Source organism: Kitasatospora sp. NPDC096147 (assembly GCF_044763225.1).
In the GTDB taxonomy this organism is placed as follows: Bacteria; Actinomycetota; Actinomycetes; order Streptomycetales; family Streptomycetaceae; genus Kitasatospora.
The window spans coordinates 345,137-366,971 of the sequence record NZ_JBIWFX010000003.1; the positions used below are offsets into that span (position 1 = coordinate 345,137).

Consider the following 21,835-nt stretch of genomic DNA (forward strand, 5'->3'; position numbering starts at 1 on the left):
CTGCCACAGACTGTTGAAGGGTGTAGCCGTGCTGGTGCTGTTGCCGCCGTCGGAGGGGAAGGCCGCTGCGGAGGCCGGGGTGCCGCTGGAGCCGGACGGGCTGTCGCTGCCCGGGCTCGCGGCGGGGCGGCGGGCGGTGCTGGACGCGCTGGTGGAGCTCTGCCGGGGGGACGAGGAGACGGCCCGGCAGGTGCTCGGTCTGAGCGAGGGGCTGCGCGGGGAGGTGGCGAAGAACGCCGGGCTGCCGACGGCGGGGGCGCTGCCGGCCGGCGAGGTGTACACGGGGGTGCTGTTCGACGCGCTGGGGCTGGCGAAGCTGGACGAGGCGGCCTACGCACTGGCGGAGCGGTCGCTGTTGGTCTTCTCGGGGCTCTGGGGCGCGGTCCGGATCGGTGACCGCATCCCGCCGTACCGCTGCTCGATGGGCGTGAAGCTGCCGCCGCTGGGGGCGCTCGGCGCGTACTGGCGGCGCGAGATGGCGGAGGTGCTGCCGGCGGTGGCGGGCGACGGGCTGGTGCTGGACCTGCGCAGCTCCGCGTACGCGGCGGCCTGGAAGCCGGCCGGGGCGGTGGCGGCCCGGACCGCGACCGTGCGGGTGCTCCAGGAACGCGAGGTCGACGGGGAGCTGAAGCGTTCGGTGGTGAGCCACTTCAACAAGGCCACCAAGGGGCGGATGGTCCGCGATCTGCTGAACGCCGGTCAGGAGCCTTCCTCGCCGGGCGAGTTGGCGGACGCGCTGACCGGCCTCGGATACCGGATCGAGGTCGCTGCGGAGGGCACCGCCCGCAAGGCCTGGCAGCTGGACGTGGTGGTGACCGAGATCCACTGACGTACTCGCACCGTCCGAGTACCCGTACTCAGGCGGGACCGTCAGTGCTCGATGAGACTGTGCAGGTGGTCGGGCCGTCGGGGCCCGACCACCTGACGACGGGGGACGGACATGAAGCGTGCGGGAGCGGTCTGGGCGGCGGGGCTCACGGCGGTGGCGGCGGTCGTGGCGGTGGCGGTCCCGGCCACCGCAGTGACCGAGGGCGATTTCGAGCACGCCCCGCCGGGCATGCAGGACGGCAACTTCGAGCACGCGCCCTCGGGAGCTTCCCCGCAGGGCGGCCCCGGCACCGGCGAGGTGCTGCCGTACCCGGGCCCGGACGGGCTGATCTGGATCGCGGACTGGATCGGCGACGGCGGCGCCGTCACCGGCGGGGCCAACCCGTCCGGACCGCCGGTCACCGTCAAGGTCGGCTGCCAAGGCGGTGCGGCGGCGGGCTCCGTGCGGGTGACCTTCACCGCGCAGTACGGCGACCCCGCGCCGACGACCTTCACGGTGGACTGCCCGGAGGGCTCCACCGGCATCGGCACCGCCCTGGTGACGGGCGAGCAGGGGCGGTCGTTCCAGATCGGGGTGGAGGCCTCCGCGCCGGACCTGCACTGGGGCCTGACGGTCACTCAGCCCGACGCGTAGCGGCGGAGCGGCAGCGGGGAGGGGGTGGGGGCCGAGCCCCGACCCCCTCCCCGTCGGCTCTCGGTCAGCGCAGGTGCGAGGTGTCGTTCAGCAGCCGGAGCGAGGCGTTGCCGTCCGCGTAGTACTGGACGGCGCAGAGCGAGGCCGCCGAGAGCTCCATCCGGTAGAGCGCGTCCGGCGGGGCGCCGAGTGCCAGCCGGACCAGGGTCTTGATCGGGCTGACGTGCGAGACCACCAGCACGGTCTTGCCGGAGTGGCGGGCCAGGATCTTGTCCCGGGCCGTGCCCACCCGGTGGGTGAGGGTGGTGAAGCTCTCGGTGGAGCCGGTCGGCTTGGCCTTGGCGGAGCCGAGCCAGGCGGTCAGGTCGCCCGGGTACCGCTCCTGCGCCTCGGCGAAGGTCAGGCCCTCCCAGTCGCCGAAGTCGAGCTCGCGCAGCCCCTGCTCGATTCGCACCTCCAGCCCGAGCCGGGCGGCGACCGTCTCGGCGGTCTGCCGGGTGCGCTGCATCGGGGAGCTGACCACGGCCTGGATCGTGCCCCGCGAGGCCAGCGCCTCGGCGGCCCGCTCGGCCTGCCAGCGGCCCTTCTCGGAGAGCGCCGGATCGCTGCCGCCGCTGCCGGAGAAGCGCTTCTCCGGGGTGAGCGCGGTCTCGCCGTGCCGGAGCAGCACGAAGGTGGTCGGCGTGCCCAGGTCGGCGGGCGCGGCCCAGCCGGCCCGGGGGGCGGCGGGCTCGGGCAGCGGCTCGTCGGCCGGGGCCGTCGGACCGGTCACCGGGGCGGCGGCGGACGGGCGGGCCTTGGGCTCCCACTGGCGCCCGGCCTTGCCCGCGTCCATCGCCTCGTTGGCCAGCCGGTCGGCGTCCTTGTTCCGCTCGCGCGGGATCCAGCTGTAGCCGACCTGGGCCCGGGGCAGCACGGTGGCGGCCTCGGCGGCCAGCGGCCGCATGTCGGGGTGCTTGATCTTCCAGCGGCCGGACATCTGCTCGACCACCAGCTTGGAGTCCATCCGGACGTCCACCCGGGCGTCCGGGTCCAGCTCGGCGGCGGCCCGCAGACCGGCGATCAGACCCTTGTACTCGGCCACGTTGTTGGTGGCGTGCCCGATGTACGCGGCGGCCTCGGCGATGATCTGGCCGGTGTCGCCGTCGCGGACCACCGCGCCGTACCCGGCCGGGCCCGGGTTGCCCCGGGAGCCGCCGTCCGCCTCGACGATGAACCTGCGCCCCGCCATCGGATCAGACGCCCGACTCGCCGGTGCGGACCAGGATCCGGCCGCAGTTGTCGCAGCGGACCACGGCGTCGGCGGCCTCGGCCTTGATGGCGTTCAGGTCGGCCGCGGCGAACTCGACCCGGCAGCCCTCGCAGCGGCGCTGGAACAGGCGGGCCGCACCGACGCCGCCCTGCTGCTCGCGCAGGCGGGTGTAGAGCTTGATCAGGTCGGCCGGCAGGACCTGGGCGACGGCGTCGCGGTCCCGCTTGACCTTCTCGACCTCGGCGTCGATCTCGGCGAAGGCGGCGTCCCGGCGGCCCTCGGCCTCCTTGAGCACCACGGTGGAGTGGTCCAGACGGGCCGTCAGCTCGGTGACCCGGGTCTGCGAGGAGTCGAGCCGCTCCATCACCTCCAGGACGATGTCCTCCAGGTCGGCCTGACGCTTCGCCAGCGAGCCGTTCTCGTGCTGGAGGTTCTCCAGGTCGCGCGGGGAGCCGGTGCCGGAGTCCAGGCGCTGCTGGTTGCGGGCGGCCCGGGCGCGGACCTGCTCGACGTCCTGCTCGGCCTTGGTCTGCTCGCGCTCGGTGTCGCCGAGCTGGGCCTGGGCGGCGATCACCAGGTCCTTGAGGGCGGTGTGCTCGGCGGTGGCCTTGTCGATCTCGGCGTGCTCGGGCAGGCTGCGGCGGCGGTGGGCCAGCTGGTCGAGCTTGGAGTCGATGGCCTGGAGGTCGAGCAGGCGGATCTGGTCGGCGGGCGCGGCGTTCACTGCGGGGGCTCCTGTGGGTCTGTCAGCTGGCGGCCGTCGGTGCGGCCAAGGTCTTCGGTGCGGCGCCGGGTCCGGTGGGCGGGCGGGCCGGGGCGGGCGGTACTGGTCGAGCGGTACTAAGGGGTCATCGGGGCGTGCGCGGTCCACGGGTCGGTGACCAGGTGCGAGACCTTGGTCTCCAGGCTCCAGCCGTGGCCGGCCGCCGCCTCGGCGAGACCGCGCTCGGCCAGCCGCAGCCAGGGCCACTCGGTGGCCCAGTGCGCGGCGTCCACCAGCGCGATCGGGGCGGCCTCGACCGCCTCGGAGACGGGGTGGTGCCGCAGGTCGGCGGTGACGTAGGCGTCCACACCGGCCGCCCGGGCCTCGGCGAGGAAGCCGTCACCGGAGCCGCCGCAGACCGCGACCCGGGTGATCACCCGGTCGCCGTCCCCGGCGACCCGGACCCCGGTGGCGGTGGCCGGCAGCCCGGCCGCGACCTGCGCGGCGAACTCGGTCAGGGTGAGCGCGGGCTCCAGCACGCCGATCCGTCCGCTGCCGCGGCGGCCCTTCGGGTCGGTCGGGTCCGCCACCAGCGGGCCGAGCACCCGCAGGCCGACGGCCTCGGCCAGCGCGTCGGAGACGCCCGGATCGGCGTGGTCGGCGTTGGTGTGCGCGACGTGCAGGCCGATGCCGGCCCGGATCAGCGCGTGCACCACCCGGCCCTTGAAGCCGGTCGCGGCGACGCTGGTGGTGCCGCGCAGGTAGAGGGGGTGGTGCGTGACCACCAGGTCGGCACCCCACTCGACGGCCTCGTCCACCACGGCCTGGACCGGGTCCACGGCGAACATCACCCGGCGGACCTCGGCCTCCGGATCCCCGCAGACCAGCCCGACGGCGTCCCAGGACTCCGCCCAGCTCGGCGGGTACAGCTCTTCGAGCGCGTTGATGACCTCGGACAGTTTCGGCACCTGTCGAGACTACCGTGCGCGGGCACCTCCCCCGGGCCGGGGACCGGCGGCGGGCGCCCGGACCGGTGTGCGTCAACCCGCGTGCGGAGGCCGGTGGTGGCGAACGGCCGGGGGTGCGGACCCCGGCGGCCGGGGCGGCGCTGCTCACACCGCCCCGGTCGCACGTATTCGAAAACGATTCTGGATCACCCTTACGAGTGAAGTGACCCGGTCGGCGTTGAGTCCGACCCCGCCCGAAAGTAACTTCTGTGGTGCGAACGGGAGTTACCCCGACCGGGGGGTCTTCGGGACGCGTCGCCGGGAATTCCGGCAGCGCGGCCGGGGTGATTTCCGAGGCATCCGGAATGACCGGCCGAAGCGAACCAGAAGGGGTGTGGAGCAGATGGGGGCGGACACACCGCTGCGCACGGCCGGCCGACCGGAGCCGCTCGCCGGCGAGCCGGTGGCACTCGGCTCGCTGACGGACGTGGCGCGGTCGGCCGTGGCCGGCACCGGGGCCCGGGGAGGCGGCGGTGACTGGCACTTCACCGTCGAAGGCCTCTGGTGCACGGCCCGGCCGACCGCGTCCACCACCCCCGCCCAGGGGTGGAAGCTTCATGTCAGCGCGGCCACCGGAGCCGCCGCCGAGGTGCTCGCCGCCGTGGGCGGAGCACTCGCCGCCGACCCGTGCACCTTCAAGTTCGCGGCCGACCTCGACCGGCTCCACCAGGTGAATTCACGGAACAGCGATCGCGGCTCGGCCGGGAAATTCCTGACGGTCTATCCGGAAAGCGACGAGCAGTTCCGCCGGCTCGCCGCCGAATTGCACGGCGCCACCGCCGGATTCCCCGGCCCGGTGATCCTCTCGGACCGGGCGTACGCCCCCGGCAGCCGGGTGCACTACCGCTACGGGGTCTTCGCCCGCCGGGCCGAGCTGGGCAACGACGGCGCGTACCGTTCGCTGCTGCACGGACCGGACGGCAGCGTCACCGAGGACGTCCGCAGCGCGAGTTACCGACGCCCGCCCTGGGCGGTCGATCCCCTCGAGGGGATGGGATCGGCCCCGGAGGCCACGGCGGGCGCAGCGGCCACGGCGGGCGCAGCGGCCACGGCGGGCGCGCAGGCGGCGGACGGCGGGGGGACGGCGGGTGGCGGCCCGAGGAAGGCCGGCGGTGTGCTGCTCGGGGGCCGGTACGCGCTGACCGCCGCCGTGCGGCACGGCACCAAGGGCGGCATCTTCCTGGGCCGGGACGTCACCACCGACACCGAGGTGATCGTCAAGCAGGCCCGTGCCTTCATCGAGGTGGACCGGGCCGGCACCGACGCCCGGACCGCGCTGCGGCACGAGGCCGCGCTGCTGGAGCGCCTGGCCGCCACGGGGCTGACGCCCCGTCCGCTGGAGCTGGTGGAGCAGGGGGACGCGCTCTACCTGGCCGAGGAGCGGATCTCCGGCGTACCGCTGGGCAGTTGGGTGGCCGGGAAGCTGGCGGCGGACGGGACGCCGGACGTGCCCTGGGCCGAGGCGCGGGGCATCGCGCTCGGGTTGGTCGAGCTGGTCGGGCGGGTGCACCGGGAGGGCCTGGTGCTGCGCGACCTCTCGCCCGGGAACGTCCTGGTGCGGCCGGACGGCACGCTGCGGCTGGTGGACCTCGAACTCGCCGCCGAGGCCGGCACGGTGGTCGGCACGGCCGGCACGCCCGGGTACCGGGCACCCGAGCACGGCCCCGGGGTCACCGAGGCGGTGGCCGACCCGGCGGTGGACCTGTACGCGCTGGGCGGTCTGCTCTTCCTGCTCGCCACCGGGCACGACCCGCTGCTGCCGCCGGGCGGGGAGGACCTGACGGCCTGGCTGACGGCCGCCGCCGGGGCCGGGCCGACGGCCCGCCGGCTGGCCCCCGCCGCGCTCGGGCTGCGCACAGCCGATCCGGCGCAGCGGCTGCCGCTCACCCGGGTGGCCACCCTGCTGGCCGGGGTGCCCGCGCCCACGGCAGGGCAGGACACACCCACCACCGGCGCCGCGCCCGCCGCCGCGGCCGACCCGTCGGCCCTCACCGAGGTGCTCGCCGACGGGCTGCGCCGGATCGTGGCGACGGCCGATCACGGGCGCCGGGACCGGCTCTGGGAGACCGTCCCCGGCGGGCAGTTGACCGACCCGTGCAACGTGCAGCACGGCGCCGCCGGGGTGCTCGCCCTGCTGGCCCGGACGGTCGGCACCGAGGGCGGCGACCCGTCCGCCGTCCGCCGGGCCGCCGACTGGACCGAGCGCCGGGCCGCCGCCGAGCCCACCGTGCTGCCCGGTCTGCACTTCGGCCGCTCCGGCACCGCCTGGGCCCTGCTCGACGCGGCCGAGGCACTGGCCGACGGTGCGTTGACCGACCGCGCCGCCGCGCTGGCCCGCCGGGTGCCGGTCCGCTGGCCCAACCCGGACGTCTGCCACGGCGCGGCCGGGGCCGGGCTGCTCCAGCTGCGGGCCCACCGGGCGACCGGCGACACCGACTTCCTGGACCGCGCCACCGACTGCGCCCACGCCCTGCTGGCCGCCGCCGTGCACGCACCGTACGGCACGGTCTGGCCGGTGCCGAAGGGCTTCGACTCCAGCCTGGCCGGGGCCGTCCACCTCGGCTACGCCCACGGGGTGGCCGGAGTCGGCGCCTTCCTGCTGGCGGTGGCCGAGGCCACCGGGGACCGGGCCGCGCTGGCCGGGGCCTCGGCGGCCTTCGACACCCTGACGGTGACGGTCCGCCCGGGCGAGCACGGCTCCGCCTGGTGGCCGCAGGGCGCCGGCGACCCGCCGCACGTCCGGCTGGCGCACTGGTGCAGCGGGGCCTCCGGGGTCGGCAGCTTCCTGGTCCGCTACTGGCGCACCACCGGGGACGAGACCGCCTACCGGCTGGCGCTGGCCGCCGGGCAGGCCGTGCTGGACGCCCGCTGGCACAGCGGGGTGAGTGCCTGTCACGGCCTGGCCGGGAACGGCGAGTACCTGCTCGACCTGGCCGACGCCACCGGCGAGGAGCGATTCCGCAGCGGCGCCGGGGAGTTGGCCACGCTGATCGCCGCCCGCGCGGTGCGGCGGGACGGGCTGCTCGCCCTGCCCGACGAGACCGGCCTCGGCTCGGCACCCGCCTACGGCACCGGCACCTCGGGCCCGCTCGCCTTCCTGCACCGCCTGCTGCACGGCGGGCCCCGGCTCTGGCTGGACCCGCTCGCGGACGCCGCCGTCCCGGTGCCCTGACCGCACCCAGCATCGCCCGCCACCCATCCACCCGCACCCGCACCCGCACCCGCCCGAGGAGGTGAGCCCGGATGAACACCGCCACCCGCACCACAGCCCAGGCGCTGCGCCGGCTGAGCTTCACCTTCGCGCTCGACGGCTCGCACGCCGCCTGCCTGGCCGCCGGCGCCGACGGCGGCTGGTACACCGAGAGTTGGCGGCTGCCGGCCGACGGCCCGGCAACGCCGACCGCGCTGCCCCTGCCCGGCCGGCGCTCCGAGAGCCTGCACTCGCAGTTGGTCGCGCTGCCCGACGGCCGGGTGCTGATCTGCCGTCACGACGCCGACCGGCACGCCCTGCTGCTGCTCACCCCGGCTCCGGCCGGGGAGTCCGTCATCGAGGCCGAGCTGGCCGTCCTGCGCCGCCCCGGCCTGCGGCTGCTGCCGCTCCCCGGGGGCCCGGCGTCGGACCGACTCCCCGGCGCCCCGGTCGCGGTGGCGCTCGGCACCGACACCCGCCCGGTCACCACGGTCTGGCTGGTGCCCGCCGACGGCACCCCGCCGATCGAGGTGGCCGAACTGCCCGGCCTGCACGGCGGCGGCGTCTGGCTGGACCGCACCGGCCGGCTGCTGGCCCTCGACCGGGTCCAGCAGGGCCAGGTCCGCACCGTGGTCCTGGACCTCGAACTCGGCCAGGTCACACCGTTGTTGGAGATCGGTGAGCGGAGCAACGACCGGCTGGCGCTGTACGACCCGGACACCCGCTTCGCGATGGTGCGCAGCGACGCCCCCGGCGCCGACCGGCTCGGCTGGGGCGAGCTCGGCGGCCGGCACCCGCTGCGCTTCCCGGAGAGCCTGCACCTGCCCGGGGTCTTCCTGCGGCCGATCGCCCTGGACGGCGGCTCGGGCCCGGACGCGCGACGGGTGGTGCTCCAGATCGACCGGGGCGCCTCGTCCTCGCTGGCCCTGTGGCAGCCCGAGCTCAACCGCCTCGTCCCGCTCCCCGTGCCGCCCGGCCGCCTGGGCGCCGTCGGCCACTGGTCGGCGGCGGGGCTGCGGATGCCGTACTCGGCGCCGGACCACCCGGCCGCACTGGCCACCATGGACGTGGACGCCCTGCTCACCCTCGGACAGCCCGGCGGCGGCGCAGTCACCCCGCTCCCCCTGCGGCTCGCCCCGCTCGGCGGCGGCGAGCGGGGCGAGCATCCGGCCACCGCCGCCTGGCCGCCCCACCAGCTCGACGCCTCGGCCGGTTGGCGCCTGGACGGCTCCACCGCCCCGGGCGACGGCGGCCGCTGGCATCCGGCCCACAGCCTCGAACTGGCAGGCCCCGCCGGGCCGGTGGAGACCGTGGTGTACGGCGGCGACGCCTGGTTGAGCGCCCCGCACCTGGTGCTGGCGCTGCACGGCGGCCCGGCCGACGCCTGGCGGCTGGAGTTCGACCCGGCGCTGCAACGCATGGCCGCCGAGGGTCTGGCTGTGGTGGCACCGAACCAGCGCGGCTCCACCGGCTACGGCACCGAGCACGCGATGGCCATCCGCGGCGCCTGGGGCGGTCCCGACCTGGCGGACGTGCTGCACCTGCTGGACGGCATCGCCGGCCAGCGCGCGGCGCTCGGCCTGGAGCCGCCCGCCCTGTTCGGCGTCAGCTACGGCGCCTTCCTGGCGCTGCTGGCCGCCGCCCACGCCCCGGACGGACAGGTCGCCCGCTGCGCGGTGGTGGCTCCGTTCCTGTCCGGTGCCCGTCTTCAGGCCGAGGCGTCCGCCCCCGTCCGGGCGCTCACCACCCGGCTCGGCGGCGGCGATCCGGTCGACGACCGGCTCGGCCCGCGCGACGTGCTCCAGCTGGCGCACCGCCTGACGGCGCCGCTGCTGATCGTGCACGGCGACCGGGACGAGGTGGTGCCGGTCGGTCAGTCCCGCACCCTGCGGCACGAGTTGCTGCGGATCGGGCGCACCGAAGGAGCCGACTTCCGCTACGTGGAGGCGGCCGGGGCCGGGCACGAGGTGCTGGTGGAGGAGGGCGCGGCCGTGCTGCACGAGCTGCTGGCCGGCTTCCTGCGCACCGGCCGGCCCACCTAGGACTTCCCGGGCCCGTCGGGTCCGGGGGAGCGTCGTCCGCACGGTGCGGACGACGGAGCGACACAAGGGGAGGAACCCATCATGGAGAACTTCGAGACCGACCTGGCCGCCCTGCAGGAGCTGCCGGAGACCGAGGCCGTCGAGCTGGGCGGCCACGGTGGCGGCTGTCAGTTCACCTGTCTCATCCTGACCTGCCTGATCTTCACCGTCAGCTAGCAGGTCCCCGGCCGGGGCCGTACCGCACCCACCCGGGGGGAGCGGCACGGCCCCGGCGGCGTTTCCGTCCGGGGCTCCCGCCGTTCCCCTGACGCTCTGCCACTCCCGGCGCCCCGCCACTCCCGCAGCGACCCGATCCACTCCGGCCCGTTCTGCCACTGCCCGTTCCCCTGCGGCCCGTCCTGCTTCGGCGGGTGCTGCCGCCACCGACCGGGCAGCGACCGCACGGTCGCGAGGAACCGCGCGGACCGGAGGCGACGCAGCGTCGGATCGGGGCACCTCGTCCAGCCGCAGATGCTCCCGTCCCGAACCCCCGTCCCCGAACCCTGACCGGAGGTCAATCCGTGCGTACGTGGGCGACAGCCCTGATGGTGGCCGTCCCGGTGGAGGCAGCGGCCACGTTGGCGCTGCCCGGAGTGGTCGGCCGGGCGATCGACGGAGGTTCCGTGTGGGGCCCGGCCGTGGTGCTGGCGGTCGGGGCTGCGGCCGGTGTGCTGGCCACCGCCGCCGGGCCCGCCGTGGCGGCCGACGCGACGGTGGCGCTGCGCAGGCGGGTACTGCACCGGGTGCTGGCCCGCGGCCCGGTGCCGGACGGCCACTCCGCCGGGGACCTGACGGCCCGTCTGGTCGGGGCCGCTGCGGACGCCGGCGGCGCACTGCCGTCCCGGGTCACGGCGGCCACCGCCCTGCTCACCTCGCTCGGCGCGATCCTCGGGCTCGGCCTGCTGTCCCCCTGGCTCGCGGTGGCGTTCTTCGCCGGGGTGGTCCCCGGTGTCCTGTTGATCCGGCTCTTCCTCCGGGACGCCACCGAGGCGTTCACCCGCTACCAGCAGGTGCAGTCCGAGCTGGTCGCCCGGCTGACCGGCGCGCTGGCCGGGCTGCGCTCGATCCACGCCGCCGGTGCCCGTGGGCCGGAGACCGAGCGGGTGCTGCGACCGCTCCCCCGGCTGTCCGAAGCCGGCCACGCGCTCTGGGCCGCCCAGCGCCGGACGGTCTGGCAGGCCACCCTGCTGGTCGCCCTGGTGGAGCTGTCGGTGCTCGGCACGGCCGGGTGGCTGCTGGCCGGCGGCGGGCTGGCGCCCGGCGACCTGGCGGCGGCGGCCGGCTGGGCCGCCCTCGGGCTCGGGCTCTTCGAGCAGGTCGAGGCACTGGCCGCCATCGCGCACGCCAAGGCCGGCCGGGACCGGCTCGCCGAGCTGCTGGACCTCCCCACCCCGACCCGGGGCACCCGTGAACTCCCGCCCGGGCCGGGCGAACTGACCCTGATCGGGGTCACCGTCGAGGACGCCGCCGGCTTCCCGCTGCTCGGCCCGCTGGACCTCACCGTGCCGGGCGGCCGGACGGTGGCGGTGGTCGGGCGGTCCGGCTCCGGCAAGACGCTGCTGGCCGCCGTGGCCGGTGGGCTGCGGGCGCCGGACACCGGGCTGGTGCTGCTGGACGGCACACCGCTGGCCGAACTGACCACCGCTCAGCGCCGCCGGGCCGTCGGCTACGCCTTCGAGCGTCCAGTGCTGGTCGGCGCCACCGTGGGCGAGGCGCTGGAGGGTGCGGACGCGGAGCACACCCGGGCGGCCAGGGCCGACGGGTTCCTGGCCCGTCTGCCGCACGGGGCGGACACCCCGCTCGGCGAACTCCGGCTCTCCGGAGGTGAGTTGCAGCGGCTCGGGCTGGCCAGGCTGCTGGCCCAGGGACCCCGGGTGGTGATCCTGGACGACGCCACCTCCAGCCTGGACCTGGCCACCGAGCACCAGGTGACCACCGCCCTGGCCGAGGCGACCCGAGGCCGGACCCGGCTGGTGGTGGCGCACCGCCCGCAGGCCGCCGCCCGGGCCGATCTGGTCGCCTGGCTGGAGAACGGCCACCTCCGCGCGCTGGCCCCGCACGCCACCCTGGTCACCGACCCCGACTACCGCGCCACCCTCGCCGGAACCGCCGCCACCAACGAACCGGCCCCCGCACCCGCCGCCGCTCCCGCGCCCGCGCCCGCACGGCTCCCGCAGGGCACGTCCGCCGACCGGCCGGGAGGCCACCGATGACCCCGCGCCCCGGCACCGCCCTGCTCCGCGCCCACTTCGCCACCTGCCGCCCGGCCCTGGTCCGGGTGCTGGCCTGGTCCGCCGGAGAGGCACTGCCGGCCCTGCTCTCCGGGCTGCTGCTGGCCGCCGCCGTGGACCGCGGCTTCCTGGCGGGGCGCCTCGGGGTGGGCTGCGCCTGGCTGGCCGGCTTCGGGGCCGCCGTCGCGGTCCGGGCGATCGCGGCCCGGGCGGCACTGCCGTACGTGGCCGCCGTGGTGGAGCCGCTGCGGGACGTGCTGGTGCGGCGGGTGGTGGGCGGTGCGCTGAGCCGCACCGAGCCGGCCGGGGACGGGCCCGCCGAGGTGGCCCGGCTGACCGAACAGGTCGAGTCCGCACGGCAGTTGACCGCCACCCTGCTGCGCACCGTGCGCGGGGTCGGGGTCACCGTCCCGGCCGCGCTGATCGGCCTGGCGGTGCTGGCTCCGGCCGCCCTCCCGCTGGTGCTGCCGCCGCTGCTGCTCGGCGGCCTGCTGTTCGCCCGGCTGCTGGGGCCGCTGGTGGCCCGTCAGCGGGCGGTGGTGCTGGCCGACGAGCGGGTGGCGGCCGAGGCGGGGGCGGCGTTCGCGGGGGTGCGGGACATCACCGCGAGCGGGGCCGGGCCCCGGGTGGAGCAGGCGGTCGGTGCGGCGGTCGAGGCGCAGGGGGCGGCCGTCCGGGCGCTCGGCCGGGCCGCCGCGCTGCGCACGCTGAGCGTGGCACTGGCCGGCCGGGCACCCGTCCTGCTGGTGGTGGCCGCCGCCCCCTGGCTGCTGCGCGGCGGCCACCTCACGCCCGGTCAGCTCATCGGCGTGGCCGCCTACCTGCTCCAGCAACTGGAGCCCGCCGTCCGCAGCCTGGCCGGCATGGTCGGCAGCTGGCTGCTCGAACTCGCCGTGGTGCTGGACCGGTTGGCCTCCCTCCCAGCCGCACCGGCGACCGCTTCCCTCGCCAAGGCCGCCAAGCCCGCCGGCCCGGCCCCCGCCGCTCCCGCCCCGCTCGCCGTCCGCGCACTCCGGCACGTCCACGGGGCCGCCGCCGAGCCGCTGTTCAGCGATCTGAGCCTCGACCTGGCTCCGGACGAGCACCTCGCCGTGGTCGGCCCGAGCGGCGCCGGCAAGTCCACCCTGGGCGCCCTGCTGGCCGGGCTGCTGCCCCCGCAGCAGGGCACGGTCAGCCTGGGCGGCACCGCCCCGAACGCCCTCCCGGGGCCCGAACGGGCCCGGCTGGTGGCGCTGTTGCCCCAGGAGGCGTACCTGTTCGCCGGCACCGTCGGGGAGAACCTGCGCTGGCTGCGCCCGGACGCCACCGACGCCCAACTCGCCGACGCGGCGGCCGAGGTGGGCGCCAGCGCGCTGCTGGCCCGGCTCGGCGGCCCGGCGGCCGAGCTGCCCGATCCGGCCGCCCTCTCCGCCGGGGAGCGCCAACTGCTGGCCCTGGTACGGACGTACCTCTCCCCCGCGCCACTGGTGGTACTGGACGAGGCCACCTGCCACCTGGACCCGGCGGCCGAGGCGGTGGCCGAGGCGGCCTTCGCCCGCCGACCGGGTGCGCTGGTGGTGATCGCCCACCGGATCGGCTCGGCGCTGCGGGCGGACCGGGTGCTGCTGCTGGACTCCGGCCGGGGTCTGACGGCCCGCCACGGGGACCTCCAGGTGCTCTCCCCGCTCTACCGGGAGCTGGTCGGCCACTGGCTGGGCAGCAGCGTCCGACTGCCCGACGGCGCGGCAATCGTGCCCGGGCCGTGATCGGATCGGCGGATTGGCGTCGGCCGGTCTGGATAGGGTGATCCACGTATCTCCGGCTCGGGCAGAGCCGGGACCCTCGCACGGAAGAACGAACGCATGTCCGAAATCCGCACCGACAGCAGCGACCACGAGAGCACCGGCACCGAGAACGACCGGTCCGAGGCCGCACACGGCCGCCACCGGGGCGGCACCGCCGCCGACGACCGCGCCGACGCGAACCCGCACGGCCGCCACCGCCGCTGACCCGGGCTTGCCCCGGGCCGGATCCGACGGCCCGTCATCCGCACTCCGGATGACGGGCCGTCGGCGTTCCCGGCCGCGGGGCCGGGCGGGCCGGGCGGCTACTCCAGCATCGCGCCGTTGGTCTTGACCTTGGTGCAGCCGGTCTCGTCCCCCTGGTGCACCTTGGCGTCGGTCGGCACCGCCGTGGGCACCGGCACGGCGGACGGGGCGACCGCAGCCGGACCGCCGCCGGGCCGGTAGTCGGTGCCGAAGGTGACCACCACCCCGCTGCCGGTGCCGCCCGCCGCCACGGCGGACCCGGGCAGGCCGAGCGCCTCCGCGACCGCCTTGGCGGCGGCCTCCTGGTCGGCCCGCGCGTACCGGACGGTGCTGGTGGTGACGCTCTTGTCGGCGGTGCTGCCGGTCGCCGCCCTGTACTTGAGCTTGCCCAGGGTCTCCACCGCGCCACCGGCCAGGCCCGGGGTGGTGGTGCCGTTGAGCACGGTGACGCTCACCGTCGCCGGGTTCACCGACGGGGCCGGCGGAGCCGACGGCGCGGGCGCCGGGCTGCTCGCCGCGCCCGAGGGCTGCGGCGCGGCGGAGTGGTCCTCGGTGCCGCTGAGCGGCTTGTCGGCCCGGATCAGCGCGAACAGGTCGCGGGAGCCCGGCTGCACCAACCGGTTCTTGGACCGGTACTCCGGATTGGGGTGGTCCTCGGTGAACGCGGTCGGCGGTTGGACGAAGTCCACCTCACCCGGCTTGATGTCCTTCAGGTCGGTGGCGAGGCCGACCAGCTTGGTGGTGCCCGCGATGTTCTCGGAGACCGTGAGCGCCTTGGTGGCCGCCTCGACCACCCCGAAGGCGGTGGTCGGGTTGAGCAGGGTGCCCTTGTCGGTGAGCTTGCGCAGCAGCGAGGAGAGGAAGGCCCGCTGCATGCCGAAGCGGCCGATCGCGGTGCCGTCGCCGACGGAGTGCCGGGTCCGGACGAACTGCAGCCCCTGCTCTCCGTTGAGCTTGTAGGGGCCGGCCGGGATGTTCAGGTGCGAGCCGCTGTCGTTCACCGGGCTGCAGAGGTTGACCTCCACCCCGTCCACGGCATCGGTGAGGTCCTTGACGCCCTGGAAGTTGACGACCAGCCAGGAGTCGATCTTCAGGCCGGTGACCGCCTCGACGGTGTCCTTGACGCAGCCCGGCCCGCCCCGGCCCATCGCGTAGTTGAGCGGGTACTCGGTCTTCGCCGGGTCGACGCTGCCGTCCTTCCGCTGGCACTTGGGCTGGGCGACCAGCGAGTCGCGCGGGAGGTCCAGCGCGACGGCCGCCTTCCGGTCCGGGTAGACGTGCAGCAGGATGTTGACGTCGTTGTTGCCGTCGCCGACGTTCTCCCGGTCGCCGTACCCGCCGCCCAGGCCCTTCCGACTGTCGGTGCCGATCACCAGGATGTTCATCGCCACCCGGCCCTGCGCGTCCGCCGCACCGGCCGGCGGCGGGGCGTTGCCGGCGCCCAGCTGGCCGGACTTGATGTTGGAGTTCAGGTGCTGGACGTAGAGGAAGGCCCCGCCGCCTCCCGCCAGCACCAACGCTCCCGTGGTCACCAGCACCGGCATCAGCACCCGGCGCCGCCGGTCCTTCTTCTTCCGACGGCGTCCGCTGCTCGCCGCCGCGCGGCGCGCCTCGGCCCGGCCACCCGGCTGCGGCTCGGCAATGGTCATGGCACTATCCCCGTTCGCGGCGCCCGGCCGGCCCCCGTTGAGTTCACTTTCGACGACAGACATCGGAACAGACACGCAGGGACGGCCTGATTGGTAACGCCGATGACCGAAAAAGTTCGCCGAAGTGACCAACGCCACTGGGTGGGGACTGCCTCCTCGGTGGGGTCGGCAGTGCCCCCGTACGGCCCCACCGCGTGGGCGGGCGTCGTCGAAGGGGCTCCTCCTCCCCGTCGGCGGGCGAGGAGAAGCACGTGCCTCGGCGGCGCCCGCCCGGCCCCGGCGGGGAGCCGGCCCCTAGTCCAGCGTGACGACCGTCCGCAGCGCCTCGCCGGTGCGCATCTGACGGATCGCCTCGTTCACCTCGGCCAGGCCGACCCGGTGGGTGATCATCCCGGCCAGGTCCAGCCGGCCGGCCCGCCAGAGGTCCACCGCCCGGGCGGTGGTGCGGCGGACGTCGTCACCGCCGTACAGCGACGGCAGCAGGCGCTTCTCGTTGAAGAACAGCTCGCCCATGCTGAACTGCGCCAGGTCCTCCCGGGCCCCGGCACCGATCACCACCACGGCGCCGCCGCGCCGGGCGGCGTCGTAGGCGGCCCGCACGGTCGCCGCCCGGCCGACGGCCTCGAAGACGTAGTCGAAGCCGCCCGCCTCCTGGGCCCTGGCCGCGGCCTTCAGGTCCTCCGGGGCGACCGCCACGGTGGCGCCGAAGGCGAGCGCCCGCTCGCGCCGCGACTCCACCGGGTCGACCACGGTGATCGAGGCCGCGCCGCAGATCCGGGCGCCCTGCACGGCCGCCACCCCGACCCCGCCCGCACCGATCACCGCGACCGAACTCCCGGGCTCCACCCGGGCGGTGTTCACCGCCGCACCGAGCCCGGTGGTCACTCCGCAGCCGATCAGCGCGGCCTGCTCGTAGGGCATGTCGGCGGGCACCGGGATCACGCTGTCGGCGGTGACCACCACCTCCTCCGCGAAGGTGCCGGTGCCGTAGAAGCCGGCCGGCTCGGTGCCGTCGGCCAGCGCGAAGCCCGGGGCGCCGAGCCGCCGCAGGCTGGTGACGCACAGGTGGCCCCGGCCCCGGCGGCAGTGCGCGCAGGTGCCGCACGGCGGCATCCAGCAGAGCACCACCCGGTCGCCGACCGCGACGCCCGTGACGCCCTCGCCGACCTCGACCACGTCGCCCGCGCCCTCGTGCCCGGGCACGAACGGCGCCGGCTGCGGCAGCACGCCGCTCATCGCCGACAGGTCGGAGTGGCACAGGCTGGCCGCCCGCAGCCGGACCCGGACCTTCCCCGGGCCGAAGCCGATCGCCTCGACGTCGTCGCGGACCTCCAGCTTCTCCTGGCCGGTCTCGTGCAGGATCGCTGCGCGCATGGGGCTCACTCCCGGGGTCGCCTGTGGGTGGTGGACAGCAGCGTACGACTGCGGTGTTCTAGAACGGGTTCCAGAAAACGGCTCCCAGATATACCCCACTCCCCGGCCCTCCGGTAGACCCCGCCTACCGTCCAGTAGGGTTCGCTCCGGCAGAACCGCACCGCACCCAGGGAGCAGCACCATGACGGACCTCCGCCCGGCCCCCGAGGTGCTCGCCTCCTTCGAGGCCGCGACCGGCTTCATGCCGGCGGACGAGGGCCTCGCCCTGTACGCGGCCGCCGTCGGAGCGGCCCGGGCCACCGGCCGGCCGCTGCTGGAGATCGGCACCTACTGCGGCCGGTCCGCGATCCTGCTGGCCGACGCCGCCCGGGCCACCGGCACCGTCGCGCTCACCGTGGACCACCACCGGGGCTCCGAGGAGCAGCAGCCCGGCTGGGAGTACCACGACAGCGGCCTGGTCGACCCGGAGGTCGGCCGGATGGACACCCTGCCTTCCTTCCGCCGCACCCTCTTCCACGCCGGGCTGGAGGAGCACGTGGTGGCCCTGGTCGGCCGCTCGCCGCAGATCGCCGCGCTCTGGTCCACCCCGCTCGCCCTGGTCTTCATCGACGGCGGCCACACCGACGAGCACGCCACCGCCGACTACCTGGGTTGGGCCCCGCACCTGGCCGACGGGGGCCTGCTCGCCATCCACGACGTCTTCCCGGACCCCGCGGACGGCGGGCAGGCCCCGTACCGGGTCTACCTGCGCGCCCTGGCGGACGGCTTCGAGGAGCTCTCCGTCACCGGCTCGCTCCGCCTCCTGCGCCGCCGCGTCGCCTGACGCTGCGTCGGGCGACGCGGCGTCAGACCCTCACCGCCGGACCGTCGGCGCCGGATGGCCGGCGCTGACGGGGTCAGACCGTCGCCGCGGCAGCCGCCCGCAGCACCTCCGCCGCCCCGCCGGTGAGCGGGTCACCGTGGCCGAACAGCACGGTCTCGCTCTCCAGCGCGGCCAGCCGGTGGAAGGACTCCACCGCGCGGGCCCGGTCGGTGTTGAAGACGCCGAGCATGGTCAGCCCGTTCACGTTCGCCACCGAATCGCCGGTGAACAGCACCCGGGCCTCCGGCAGCCAGAGCCCGAGCGAGCCGTCGGTGTGTCCGGGGGCGGCCACCACCACGGCCCCGCCCGCGAGGTCCAGCTCGTCGCCGTCCACCACCTCGCGGTCCACCCGGCAGGGCGGGGCGGGCGGGAGCTTCGGCAGCGACTCCCAGATCGGTATCTCGAACGCCTCCAGCACCGGCGGCGGGCCCGGCACCTCGCCCCGGATCACCGGCGCCTCCAGCCGGTGCGCCACCACCTCCGCCCCGTGCCGCTCGGCCAGTTCGGCGGCCGAGCCGCTGTGGTCCTCGTGGAAGTGGGTCAGCACGATGCGGTGCAGCCGCCTCCCGTCCAGCACCTCCTCGATCTCGCCCGCCCGGTCCGCCGAACCGGTGTCCACCAGGGTCAGCCGGGCCCCGTCGTCCCACAGGTACGCCGCACCGACCTCGAACGTCAGCATCCGCAGTCGCGGTACCACCTCGATGATCTCCATGTCCGGCCCGACGCCCGGCCCGGCCGCCGCGTTCCCGCGTTCGCCCTGGGCTCAGCGGTGTTCGCCCTCGGCTCAGCCCGCGACCTCCGCCGAGAGCTGCCCCCCGGTCAACTCCACTCGGAAGACGGCCGGTTCGGGATGCTCGTACGAGCTGGTCAGCCACAGTCCGCCGGGCCCGCCGGGTGCCGACGCGAGCACGACGACCGCCTCGGCACGGCGCCCGTCCCGGGCCGCGCTCCAACTGGCGAACCGGACCCGGCCGGGCAGCGGGGACGGCTCGCCGTCCTCCCGGACCGGCCGTCGGGCCCGCCACTCCTCGTACAGCCGCCCCAGCGCGGCCTCGTCCCCCGCCGTCGCCACCAGCGCACCGCCCGCTCCCGCCAGCATCCGGCACAGCGCCGCCACCGGCACCCGGCCCACCTCCGCCGCGGACCGGACCGAGCGGATCTCCATCATCGCGACGCCCAGCACCCGGGCCACCCGCCCGGCGGCCGGGGCGAGTTCCGGCTCCTCGGCCGGAGCCGGCCGGGGCCGGGGCGGATCGTTCGGCGGCGTCACGGCATCGGCCCGGCGCCCGGCCGCCGACTCGTGCCAGCGGTGGTCCTCGACGGACAGCACGGCCCCGGCCGCCCGGAGCACCCCGCCGCGCCCCAGACGCACCGTCACCCCGCCCGCCCCGCAGGTCAGGACGGCGCCGTGCCGGTCGGTGTGGTCGAACCGGGCCTCGGTCAGCCCGTGGAGCTGCACCGCCAGCACGGCCCCGCTCGCCGTGGCGGTGGCGGGGTACCGCCGCCCGACCGAGAGTTCGAGCGTCCCCGAGGCACCGGCCGCCCCCTCCTGCTCGACCCAGAGCCGCCGCACCCCGGCCGCGCCGAGCTCGTAGTCGGCGGTGAGCCCGGCCCACGCCTCCGGGGTGCACACTGACGGCGCCGGGCGGACCACGCCGAAGAAATCCCGCTGCGGCACGGCCGGCCGGCTCGTCGGCAGCAGGTCCGCCCACTGCCCGCCCACCTGCTCCAGCACCCGTTCCCGGTGCTGCGGACGCCGGGTCACCATGGCCCGCAGCAGCGCCCGGGCCCGGTCCTCCCGCTCGGCCGGGGTGGCGGCCGTGACGGCCCGCAGCAGCGGGACGGCGGCGTTGTCCCAGAGGTCCGAGAGGCTGACGATCCGTCCGCGGTCGTACGTCCGGCCGTCCTCCGCCGCCTGCGCGATCTGCTCGATCGAGCGGTCCAGCAGCGCGGCCAGGGCAGTGAGCGCACTCCCCCGTGCGTCCTCGTGGTCCATCCGGGGATGATCGCACGGGTGAACGATCTCCGAAGATCGTTGTCATCCTGCGGGCACGTTCGGCGATGCTCTAACGTCATCCCGAATGCCGGGCGAACCGGGCGCCCCGCGTTGGTGCGCCCGAGAACTGCCGGTACCGTGTCGCCGAACGGACGGACGACACCACCCAGCACGCACCACTCCACAGCGGGGGCGAGGCCAGGCATGACCGAGCAGGACAGCACCGCGCCGGCGGTCTGGGATCCGACCGCCCGGGGCGGCGCCGGCGGCTGGATCCGCCCCGCGCCCACCCAGGCGGCGCCCGCTCCCCACCCCGGCCAGGCCGCACCCGGTGCCCAGGCGGCTCCGGCACCGCAGCCGCCGACGGACGACGGCCCGGGCACCGCGATCTTCCACCTGGCCGCGCCCGCCCCGCAGCCGCCGGCCGGTCAGACCCCGTCGGCCCCGCAGCCGCTGACAGCGGCTCAGCCCGCCCCGGCCGCCGGCCCGCCGGCCGCCCCGCAGCCCGGGGGGCCCGCCGCCCCCGGCGGGCCGGGAGCGCCCGCCGGCCAGGGCCCGCCGGTCGGGGCCCGCCCGTACCTCCCGCAGCCCGACCGGACCGCACCCGGCGCACCGGCACCCGCCTCACCGTTCGGCGGCCCGCCGCCCGCCCCCGGGTACGGCTTCCCGCCGCCCGCCGCACCGGGAGCGCCCGGCGCACCAGGTGGTTACGGCTACCCGGCCCCGCCCGCCCCCGGCGTGCCGGCCGCCCCGAGCGCCCCCGGCGGCTACGGCTACCCGGCCCAGGCCGGACAGCCCGCCCCCGGCGGCTTCCCCCCGGCCGCCCGCGCGCAGCAGCAGCCGCAGCAGGCCCAGCAGCCCCAGCCGGGCGGCTTCCCGCCGCCGGCCCCCGCTGCCGCCACCACCCAGCCGTTCCCCCAGGCCACCGCTCCGCAGCCCACCGCACCGGCCCAACAGGCGCCCGCCGCACCGCAGTTCGACGTCCAGCAGCAGCCCGGTCAGGCAGCCCCCAGCACCGGCTACGGCTATCCCGCCCAGGCCGGACAGCCCGCCCCCGGCGGCTTCCCGCCCGCCGCCCACACCCAGCAGCCGCCGCCCGGCGTCTTCCCCGGCGGAGCGCCCAACGGTGCTCCCGGGGCCGCGCCCGGCGGCTTCCCGGCGGCGGCCGGTGGCGCCCCGGCCCCGGGCCAGTTCCCGGCCTTCTCCCACCAGCCGCACCAGCAGCCGCAGTTCCCGCCCCGCTACCAGGACTACGACTACGAGGAGCTCCCCGAGGAGCGGCCCCGCCGCCGGGTGCCGCTGCTCGCGGCGATCGGTGTGGTGCTGGTCATCGTGGTCGGCGTCGGCGCGGTCTGGGCGATCCGGAACAGCAACGGCGACGACGCCAAGCCCTCGGCGGCCAAGAGCACCGCGCCGCAGCCGGCCCCGGCCCAGAGCACCGGCGGCGGTGCCGCCCAGGAGCCTGCCGCCACCCCCACCACCGAGCCCTCGCCGTCGCCCTCCCCCTCGCCGTCCCCGTCCAGCGGCGGCCCGCAGGCCGCCACCCAGGCCAAGGCGCTGAACGACCTGCTGGCCCGGGGCGAGGGGGCCAAGGCGCCGATCGGCAACGCGGTGGCCAAGGTCAACAGCTGCCCCGGCAAGGCCGAGATCGACGCCGCGGTGGAGGTCTTCGAGACCGGCGCCGCCCAGCGCGACCAGCTGGTCGCCGACCTGGCCAAGCTCCAGTTCACCGACCTGCCCGGGGGGCCGGAGGCGGCGGCCCAGCTGAAGACCGCCTGGCAGACCTCCGGCGACATCGACCGGGCGTACGCGGCCTGGGCCAAGACCGTCGGCACCCAGGGCTGCACCAACAACGCGGCCCCCAACACCGCCGACCGCAAGCGGGCCAACGAGCTCAATCCTCAGGCGACCCAGGCCAAGAAGGACTTCGTGTCGAAGTGGAACAACTTCGCCAACACCTTCGGCCTGACGCCGCGCACCTGGGACAGGATCTGAACCACC

Annotated in this window: 17 protein-coding genes; 10 read left to right on the top strand and 7 right to left on the bottom strand. The window is 76.4% G+C overall.

Features of this window, described 5'->3' with window-relative positions; translation table 11 throughout:
* The first annotated feature begins 28 nt into the window (after nucleotides 1–28).
* Nucleotides 29–829 carry a peroxide stress protein YaaA gene (gene yaaA, locus ACIRBX_RS12205; RefSeq protein ID WP_402295841.1) on the top strand — a complete coding sequence of 267 codons (801 nt, stop codon included), beginning with the start codon at nucleotides 29–31 and terminating at the stop codon, nucleotides 827–829.
* A 111-nt stretch (nucleotides 830–940) separates the two neighbouring features.
* A complete protein-coding gene (locus tag ACIRBX_RS12210; RefSeq protein WP_402295843.1) occupies nucleotides 941–1,462 on the top strand; it encodes a hypothetical protein in 522 nt (173 codons plus the stop codon).
* Between the two features lie 64 nt (nucleotides 1,463–1,526).
* Here ACIRBX_RS12210 and ACIRBX_RS12215 read toward each other — a convergent pair whose 3' ends face one another.
* From ACIRBX_RS12215 to ACIRBX_RS12225, 3 genes are all read right to left on the bottom strand, one after another.
* A complete protein-coding gene (locus tag ACIRBX_RS12215) occupies nucleotides 1,527–2,693 on the bottom strand; it encodes a bifunctional RNase H/acid phosphatase (RefSeq protein WP_402295845.1) in 1,167 nt (388 codons plus the stop codon).
* Between the two features lie 4 nt (nucleotides 2,694–2,697).
* A complete protein-coding gene (locus tag ACIRBX_RS12220) occupies nucleotides 2,698–3,438 on the bottom strand; it encodes a zinc ribbon domain-containing protein (protein ID WP_402295847.1) in 741 nt (246 codons plus the stop codon).
* A gap of 116 nt (nucleotides 3,439–3,554) precedes the next feature.
* Nucleotides 3,555–4,385, bottom strand: a complete 831-nt coding sequence (locus tag ACIRBX_RS12225) for a Nif3-like dinuclear metal center hexameric protein (RefSeq protein ID WP_402295849.1) — start codon at nucleotides 4,383–4,385, stop codon at nucleotides 3,555–3,557.
* Nucleotides 4,386–4,767: 382 nt separating this feature from the next.
* Here ACIRBX_RS12225 and lanL point away from each other — a divergent pair, with 382 nt between their 5' ends.
* The 6 genes from lanL (at nucleotide 4,768) to ACIRBX_RS12255 (ending at nucleotide 13,914) form a co-directional block, all read left to right on the top strand.
* Nucleotides 4,768–7,596 carry a class IV lanthionine synthetase LanL gene (gene lanL, locus ACIRBX_RS12230; RefSeq protein WP_402295850.1) on the top strand — a complete coding sequence of 943 codons (2,829 nt, stop codon included), beginning with the start codon at nucleotides 4,768–4,770 and terminating at the stop codon, nucleotides 7,594–7,596.
* A 71-nt stretch (nucleotides 7,597–7,667) separates the two neighbouring features.
* A complete protein-coding gene (locus tag ACIRBX_RS12235) occupies nucleotides 7,668–9,656 on the top strand; it encodes an alpha/beta fold hydrolase (RefSeq protein ID WP_402295852.1) in 1,989 nt (662 codons plus the stop codon).
* 81 nt (nucleotides 9,657–9,737) lie between these two features.
* Complete coding sequence (locus ACIRBX_RS12240; RefSeq protein WP_345289080.1) at nucleotides 9,738–9,872, top strand: VenA family class IV lanthipeptide; 135 nt, start codon at nucleotides 9,738–9,740, stop codon at nucleotides 9,870–9,872.
* A gap of 344 nt (nucleotides 9,873–10,216) precedes the next feature.
* Nucleotides 10,217–11,908, top strand: a complete 1,692-nt coding sequence (locus ACIRBX_RS12245) for an ATP-binding cassette domain-containing protein (protein ID WP_402295854.1) — start codon at nucleotides 10,217–10,219, stop codon at nucleotides 11,906–11,908.
* A complete protein-coding gene (locus ACIRBX_RS12250) occupies nucleotides 11,905–13,671 on the top strand; it encodes an ATP-binding cassette domain-containing protein (RefSeq protein ID WP_402295855.1) in 1,767 nt (588 codons plus the stop codon). Before ACIRBX_RS12245 ends, ACIRBX_RS12250 begins: the two co-directional genes overlap by 4 nt.
* Before the next feature lie 96 nt (nucleotides 13,672–13,767).
* Nucleotides 13,768–13,914, top strand: coding sequence for a hypothetical protein (locus ACIRBX_RS12255; RefSeq protein WP_402295857.1), 147 nt, complete (start codon nucleotides 13,768–13,770; stop codon nucleotides 13,912–13,914).
* A 98-nt stretch (nucleotides 13,915–14,012) separates the two neighbouring features.
* Here ACIRBX_RS12255 and ACIRBX_RS12260 read toward each other — a convergent pair whose 3' ends face one another.
* Entirely contained in the window at nucleotides 14,013–15,602 is a 1,590-nt protein-coding gene (locus ACIRBX_RS12260) for an LCP family protein (protein WP_402295859.1), read from the bottom strand.
* Between the two features lie 294 nt (nucleotides 15,603–15,896).
* A complete protein-coding gene (locus ACIRBX_RS12265) occupies nucleotides 15,897–16,976 on the bottom strand; it encodes an alcohol dehydrogenase catalytic domain-containing protein (protein ID WP_402295861.1) in 1,080 nt (359 codons plus the stop codon).
* Nucleotides 16,977–17,157: 181 nt separating this feature from the next.
* Between ACIRBX_RS12265 and ACIRBX_RS12270 the strand changes: the two genes are divergently transcribed.
* Nucleotides 17,158–17,799 carry a class I SAM-dependent methyltransferase gene (locus tag ACIRBX_RS12270; protein WP_402295863.1) on the top strand — a complete coding sequence of 214 codons (642 nt, stop codon included), beginning with the start codon at nucleotides 17,158–17,160 and terminating at the stop codon, nucleotides 17,797–17,799.
* Between the two features lie 73 nt (nucleotides 17,800–17,872).
* Here the strand turns inward: ACIRBX_RS12270 and ACIRBX_RS12275 are convergent, their stop codons facing one another.
* Complete coding sequence (locus ACIRBX_RS12275; RefSeq protein WP_402295865.1) at nucleotides 17,873–18,550, bottom strand: MBL fold metallo-hydrolase; 678 nt, start codon at nucleotides 18,548–18,550, stop codon at nucleotides 17,873–17,875.
* Nucleotides 18,551–18,622: 72 nt separating this feature from the next.
* Entirely contained in the window at nucleotides 18,623–19,834 is a 1,212-nt protein-coding gene (locus tag ACIRBX_RS12280; RefSeq protein WP_402295867.1) for a hypothetical protein, read from the bottom strand.
* Nucleotides 19,835–20,038: 204 nt separating this feature from the next.
* Here ACIRBX_RS12280 and ACIRBX_RS12285 point away from each other — a divergent pair, with 204 nt between their 5' ends.
* Entirely contained in the window at nucleotides 20,039–21,829 is a 1,791-nt protein-coding gene (locus tag ACIRBX_RS12285; RefSeq protein ID WP_402295868.1) for a hypothetical protein, read from the top strand.
* Nucleotides 21,830–21,835 lie beyond the last annotated feature (6 nt).